The organism is Nocardia sp. NPDC004860 (genome assembly GCF_040609015.1).
Taxonomy (GTDB): Bacteria; Actinomycetota; Actinomycetes; order Mycobacteriales; family Mycobacteriaceae; genus Nocardia.
In genome coordinates this window covers 1-4680 of sequence record NZ_JBEXJI010000064.1, presented here as the reverse complement: position 1 = coordinate 4680, position 4680 = coordinate 1, and the positions used below count along the sequence as shown (strand labels likewise).

The 4680-nt window shown below is 64.0% G+C and carries 6 protein-coding genes; 4 read left to right on the top strand and 2 right to left on the bottom strand.

Going from position 1 to position 4680, the window contains the following annotated elements; all coding sequences use genetic code 11:
• Positions 1-104 (top strand): histone-like nucleoid-structuring protein Lsr2 (locus ABZV44_RS45490; protein ID WP_354851623.1); only part of this gene is annotated, 104 nt, incomplete at its 5' end.
• 509 nt (positions 105-613) lie between these two features.
• On the opposite strand, the gene ABZV44_RS45485 is transcribed toward ABZV44_RS45490, so the two are convergent.
• Positions 614-886, bottom strand: a complete 273-nt coding sequence (locus tag ABZV44_RS45485) for a hypothetical protein (RefSeq protein WP_354851621.1) — start codon at positions 884-886, stop codon at positions 614-616.
• Positions 887-1568: 682 nt separating this feature from the next.
• Between ABZV44_RS45485 and ABZV44_RS45480 the strand changes: the two genes are divergently transcribed.
• The 3 genes from ABZV44_RS45480 to ABZV44_RS45470 are packed head-to-tail and all read left to right on the top strand — an operon-like array spanning position 1569 to position 3167.
• Complete coding sequence (locus tag ABZV44_RS45480) at positions 1569-2324, top strand: hypothetical protein (RefSeq protein ID WP_354851619.1); 756 nt, start codon at positions 1569-1571, stop codon at positions 2322-2324.
• Complete coding sequence (locus tag ABZV44_RS45475; protein ID WP_354851616.1) at positions 2314-2883, top strand: cytochrome c oxidase subunit 3; 570 nt, start codon at positions 2314-2316, stop codon at positions 2881-2883. Before ABZV44_RS45480 ends, ABZV44_RS45475 begins: the two co-directional genes overlap by 11 nt.
• 47 nt (positions 2884-2930) lie before the next feature.
• Positions 2931-3167: a cytochrome C oxidase subunit IV family protein gene (locus ABZV44_RS45470; RefSeq protein WP_354851613.1), complete on the top strand. Its 237-nt coding sequence runs from the start codon at positions 2931-2933 to the stop codon at positions 3165-3167.
• Positions 3168-3583: 416 nt separating this feature from the next.
• Here the strand turns inward: ABZV44_RS45470 and ABZV44_RS45465 are convergent, their stop codons facing one another.
• Positions 3584-4408 carry an IS110 family transposase gene (locus tag ABZV44_RS45465; RefSeq protein WP_354851611.1) on the bottom strand — a complete coding sequence of 275 codons (825 nt, stop codon included), beginning with the start codon at positions 4406-4408 and terminating at the stop codon, positions 3584-3586.
• Positions 4409-4680: the final 272 nt, after the last annotated feature.

Here is a 4680-nt window from a genome sequence, read left to right as displayed (position 1 = left end):
GCACCGCGATCCGCGAATGGGCGCGCGCTCAGGGGCACCAGGTTTCCTCGCGCGGCCGTATCCCGGCCGAGATCGTCGACGCTTACCAGCGCGCCAAGAACTAGCCAGCGCTGATCCCGAAGGGAGCCGAGAACCCGCAGACATCGGCTCCTCACCGATCAGCCCCGGGGCCAGCTCGCTCGCAGCGTCGCCAACACCGTATCGACGAACACACCTGGGTCCTCTCCGATCAGCGTCGGGTTCGACCCGCAGGGGATCAGAGCATCGCGATGTCACCGTCGGCGATCGAGGCTCTCGAAACATCGGTCGCGCCGATGCTGCCGTAGCGCGCGAGGATCTGCGCGAGCAACTCGTGCACGGTCGATCCCATTACCGCCGCCAGATCCGCCCCACCGTCGATTTCGACAGCCCGGTCCGCTCGGCCATCGACGACCGCGACCAGTCCTCGCCCATGTCGCGGGGGAGTACGGCCTTCGAGCAATGGGCGAGCGCACTGAACGCGCCGCCTGCTGTTCAGAGAGCTGCTTAGCTTCCCATGGCGGCGATGATCGGAGTCGGCTGCTGGATTGCAGCGATCTATCAAATCTGAAATATAATCATGGAACTATGCGTATTAATGCATGAAAGATGGCGTATCACGTATCCGCCGAAACTCAGTCAAAGATGCCCAGAAGCCGAAGTAATCCCGAGCCGAAAGCGCCTCGGCATTCACCTCCTTTCGAACACAGGGGGGAATCGGTGGGGAGCGTGGGAAGGACACCGGCAGCGCGGCGGGCGCGCGATGAAAGGCGCTGGGGTACCACCGCAGCTGCTCGGCCGGTGCGGCCAGCCTGATCTCCGATGGCGCGTCGAGGAGTTGGTCGAGGGCTTCCTGCGCGATCACCATGGCTATCGACCGCGCAGGACATGTCTGCGGCCCTGCGCCCCAAGCCAGGTGGGATTGGTTGCCGGTGTGGTGACGCCGCACTGCCGGGTCGCTGTCGCACGCGGTCGAACTGATGATCACCGGTTGATCGACCGGCAGCTACACGTCGTCGACGATCTGTGGCTGCCGCAGAAAACGGGCACACGAGTTAGCCAGCGGCGGATCGGCGAACAGCACCTCTTCGATCGCGTCGCGGGTCGACGCCGCCCGCCGAGAGGCAGATCGCGAAATCACTCCGCGGTCGACATCAACAGCAATGCATTCGGACTGTCACTCCCGCGGATCGGCCGGATTACGGTGCGGGTCACTCAGTATTCGCAGTGCTGCCCGATAAACGATCATCAGGGTCGCTGGCATGCCGGCAGCCACCTCTACTGCTACCAGCGAAGGATGGCTACGCCGCAACTTCTCATATGCGCGGTGTGGATCAGCGGCGAACTCCGGGTTTCGCGGCTGCGTACCACCAGAGCGTCGCAAGGAGTGCTGCTCACTGTCCTGCCGGCAGGCCATAGTGGCTCCAAGTGCCTGGGCGGCCGTTCCCGCCCCAAATCACCCTCTGTGACTTGCGATACCCCTCAATGGGGTGATGCGACTATGGACCATATGGTTGGACCATTGGGGCTCGATAGATTTGGGAGACTCAATGAGCCAGCTTTCAGCCACATCGGCACAACGCACATTGCGGACGAGGATCGAGCTCTTCTGCGCGGCGTGTGTTCCCGTGGGAATGGTGGTCTTCGCCATCGGACTGGCCATCGCGGGCTATATCCCGCCGCCGCCGGCCGACGACACGCCGCAGCAGATCGCGCAGTTCTACCAGCACCACACCGTCCTGATCCGCTTCGGATTGCTGCTGGCGCTCACCGGATTCGGCGTGTGGGGCCCGCTGGTGGCGGTGATCACCAGGCAGATGCTCCGGATCAAGCCGCGTCAGACCACCCTCGCGTACATCCAGCTCGGCGGCGGCATCGCGGCGTGGCAGTTTCTGCTCGTCCCGATGCTCGCATTGACCGCGGCGGCCTTCCGGCCCGACCGCGACCCGCAGATCACCCAGGCGCTGCACGATCTCGGCTGGATCATGCTGTTCATGCCGTTCACCCCGTTCGTCGTGCAGAGCGTGGCCATCGCCATCGCCGCGCTCACGGACACCGGGACGGCGCCGGTGTTCCCCCGCTGGGTGGGTTACTTCAACCTGATGGAATGCCTGCTGTTCCTCCCGGTGGGACTGCTGACCTTCTTCAAGGCCGGACCGTTCGCGTATCACGGCGTGCTGGTCTTCTGGGTCCCTTTCGTCATCTTCGGTGCCTGGCTGGTGGTCATGGCGTGGGCGAGCTATCGGGCGGTGCTCGACGAGGAAGTGGCAGGAATCGACGGCGAAGCCGAGCAGCATGGCGTATGAGCACACCCGATCGGGGCACGTGCCGGGCGAAGCGGGTTTGTGGGTTCTCATCCTCGGGGACATGACCATCTTCGGGGTCTTCTTCGGGGTCTTCGCCCACGCCCGTGCATCCGAGCGGGAGCTGTTCACGCAGGCGCAACACGAGCTGAATTTCGGTATCGGACTTGCCAATACCATTCTGCTCCTGACCAGTTCCTGGTTGGTGGCGCTGGCAGTGAAGAACGTCCGCGGTGGGGACGCGGTCCGTGGCTCGCGCTACTTCCTGTTCGCGCTGTTGTGCGGGCTGGTCTTTCTCGCTGACAAACTCTTCGAATACAGTTCGAAACTCTCGGCCGGCCTGACGCCCATGACGAACGACTTCTTGATGTATTTCTATGTCCTGACGGGGATTCACGCGGTGCATCTGATCATCGGGATGTCGCTGCTGCTGTTCCTGTGGCGTCGAACCCGTACGCCCACGCGTACGCCAACCGTCGCTGTCACGGAAGGCTGCGCGTCCTACTGGCACTTGGTGGATATTCTATGGATAGTCCTGTTTCCGCTGCTGTATCTGATGTGACGGCACCCGGCGCTGTGCGGCACCGTGCCCGGAATCGCACCACGACAATGGTTTTCGCCGGGCTGCTGCTGCTCACCGCCGTGTCCTCCGCGCTGGCCGAAGGAGGGCTCGGCACGGATATGTGGGTCAGCGCCGTCGTCATGACCCTCGCGGGCACGAAGATTCACTTCGTCGGCCGGTATTTCATGGAGTTGCGGGATGCCCCGGCCGTATTGCGTCTCGCCTTCGATGGGTGGATCGTGATCGTGTCGATGCTCATCATCGGTTTCACGGTGGGTGGCTGAGCGGACCACGCCCGCGGTTCCGGTCACGCTCGGAGAGCAGGAAATCGTTTTCATCCCACCGTCGGTCATACTTATCACCGCAGCACTTGTATGAAATTGCTTGTGTCGCAACAGCAATCATCAGACAAGGGCTGCTTGCATGATCAACCGGGGTCACACCACCGGCCACGAAGGTTAAACTGTAAGCTCAGAGTGATCGATACTTCCGTAATCAGCGTAAGGCGTTTTGTGTCAAGCAGTTTGGTCGGTACCCCGTCCGTCGTCGTCCCGGCATAGCGGTAATGGGGTTGGACCCTGCAGCGTGTAATCGGGTTGAGGTGACGACGGACGGGGCTGCCCGTGATTATGGGCGAGATCAGGGGGATGTCTCGATGCCGAGTTGGGCTTGCCCCGACCGACCGCTCGACGACCGCCGGTCAGGCGGCTGCCGAGATCGTGGTGGGTGCCGCGGTCGTGCCGTGCGTGGCGACGTGCGGGTCCCAGGGTCGGCGTGTGCGGATGACTGCGTGCAGATGCCGCAGAAGTGCTGCCGCGATTGCGGCTTGGGCCTGGTCAGAAGTGAGTCTGTTGGCTTCGCGACTGGTCAAGTGCTGGTAACGGGCAGCGTAGACAGGGTTGCAGTGGCGGGCCGCGAAGACCGCGCGCCGGGCAGCGAGACGGATACTCGCTCGGCCCTGGCCGGTGAGTCTGGTGCGGCCGCAGAACGTGCCGGACAGCTTCTCCCGCGGTGCCAGACCGGCGTGCTTGACCACGGAGCGAGCTGTGGGAAACCGTGCCGGATCACCGGTTTCGGCGAGGATTGCCGCGGCCCCGACGGCTGAGAGCCCGGCAATGGAGGTGACGAGCGCGGTCAGCTCGAGTTCGTCGAGCACCCCAACCATCCGAGTTTCGGTGTCGAGGAGGCGTCGCTTGTTCTCAGCCCAATCCTCCAGCAGCAGGTGCACGCGTTCGAGCGCGCCGCGTCGATGGGTGAGCACTCCGGCCGAATCATGCAGGGCAGCAAACAGATTCGGCATGATCCGCAGTGACTGTTTCTGCCCGCCGGCGCGGGTGATCTCGCGGCGGACCACCCGCTCGAGGCGGGCCGCGCCAAGGCGACGGGAGTGGGCCAAATCCCCGTTGTCGCGGTCGCAGATCACCCGCAGCGCCGCCACCCAGGTGCGGCAGCGAAACGGTTGACGCGCGGCCACAGTCGGCAGCGAGTTGGCCCAGCACTCGCCATCGATGCCCGGTCGGCTCACACGCCACTGTCACTGCCTCGAACCCGGCTGCGGCGGCCCGGTCGCCCGCCCAATCCAGCGCGGCGCCCAGATCCCACGCCCTGCATCGGAATGTTCTGCGGGCCAGCACTTTCGAATCATGATCGGTGACCACGACCATCTGTTTGCGGTCAGCCAGATCGATCCCGACGATCGCGTTAGTGCTGCGTTCCTCAAAGGTGGTACACAAAGCGGCGGCGTAGGGTTCGGGGTTTCGGGGCTGGTCGGCCCCAGATCCATGGTCGTGCGCGGGC